2 protein-coding genes are annotated in these 1,522 nt (G+C 67.7%); one reads left to right on the top strand and one right to left on the bottom strand.

Annotation, left to right across the window (positions count from 1 at the left end; all coding sequences use genetic code 11):
• Window positions 1–731, bottom strand: a 731-nt coding sequence (locus tag VIR09_RS21645) for an ABC transporter substrate-binding protein (RefSeq protein ID WP_332014720.1), incomplete at its 3' end; no start/stop codon positions are given.
• Between the two features lie 235 nt (window positions 732–966).
• Between VIR09_RS21645 and VIR09_RS21640 the strand changes: the two genes are divergently transcribed.
• The coding region (locus VIR09_RS21640) for an IclR family transcriptional regulator (RefSeq protein ID WP_332014719.1) at window positions 967–1,522 on the top strand (556 nt) is incomplete at its 3' end.

The following is a 1,522-nucleotide window of genomic DNA, read 5'->3' as shown; positions in this document are numbered from 1 at the left end:
ACTGGCGTCACGCCAGGCGTCGTGCCGCTGTTCAATATCGATCCACGCATCGCGGCGGGCGTGCCCGAGGCGCCGACCACCACGGCGTCAGGCGCCGCGCCGATCACCTTCAGGGTCTGAGCCACGGCGGACGTGTCCGTGGGCGCGAAGCTTTCCTTGCCCACCACCTCGATGCCGTGCTTCTTGGCCGCCTTCTCGATTTCCACCCAGAAGGTCTCGCCCAGCGCGTTGTTGAAGCCGATGAAGGCCAGCTTCTTCACGCCGTTGGCGGCGGCGTGCCGCGCGATGCCCTCGGCCATCAGCGAATCGGAGTGCGGGGTCTTGAACACCCAGCGCCGCTTGTCGTCCACCGGCTCGATCAGCCGCGCCGACGAGGCCAGCGTGATCACCGGGGTAGCCCCGCTGGCCACCGTGTCCAGCATGGACATGGTATTGGGCGTGGTGGAAGAGCCGACGATCAGGTCGACCTTGTTCTCGGAGATCAGCTTGTGGGAATTGCTGACCGCACGGGTGGTGTCGGAAGCGTCGTCCAGCACCACGTACTCGACCTTGACGCCCCCGATCTCGGTGGGCAGCAGGCTGATGGTGTTGCGTTCGGGGATGCCCAGGGAAGCCTGGGGACCGGTGGTGGACAGGGTGGCGCCGATTTTCACCTGGGCCAGCGCGGGCGCGGCGCCCGCTGCCAGCAGGGCGGCCAGCGCGGCGGTCATGAGGGTACGACGAGGGGTCATGCGGAGTCTCCTTGGATACGCGGATGTCTTATGCTTTGCGCCGATCCGCTACGGCGTGGAACTCTGTTTATACGGCGGGGAACCTGGCAGGCGGGCACGTCGCGGGCCCGCTGCGGGTTTGTCCGCACAGGCTCGCAGCGCGGTCCGGCTGTGTCATTGCTGGTCTCCACGTTGCCAGTGACTGGCTAGCGCTGTATTTTTTAGTGATACACGTATTCTAATAAGAGACAAACTCATGTCAACAGATAGCAGCACGGGGATCCAATCAGCCGAAATCGCCCTGGACGTGCTGACCCGGCTGGCCGAACTGGGCGGCGCCCTGTCCGTGTCCGAGCTGGGCCGCAGCCTGGACATGCCGCGCGCCAAGGTGCACCGCTACCTGGTGTCGCTGGAGCGGCGCGGCTACGTGGAGCAGGACGCGGCCAGCGCCCGCTACCGGCTGGGCCCGCAGGCCCTGCACACCGGACTGGCGGCGCTGGCCGACGTGGATTTCGTGAAACTGGCGGCCGGCAGCCTGGACGGCCTGAGCGCCGCCATCGGCCAGACCGTCTTCATTTCCGTCTGGGGCCAGCACGGCCCCACCATCGTGCAATGGCGCGACGCGCGGCTGCCGGTGACCGTCAACGTTCGGGTGGGTTCGGTGCTGCCGCTGCTCAACAGCGCCACCGGCCGGGTCTTCGCCGCCTGGCTGCCCGAAGCCCTGGCCCTGCCACGGGCGCTGGCCGAATGGGACGCCCTGCGCGCCCATGATCCCGATGCCGCCCGGGTGCTGGACGCAACCGAACCGCCCG

The organism is Achromobacter sp. (assembly GCF_036567245.1).
In the GTDB taxonomy this organism is placed as follows: Bacteria; Pseudomonadota; Gammaproteobacteria; order Burkholderiales; family Burkholderiaceae_B; genus Achromobacter.
This window is presented reverse-complemented; position numbering and strand designations above follow the sequence as displayed.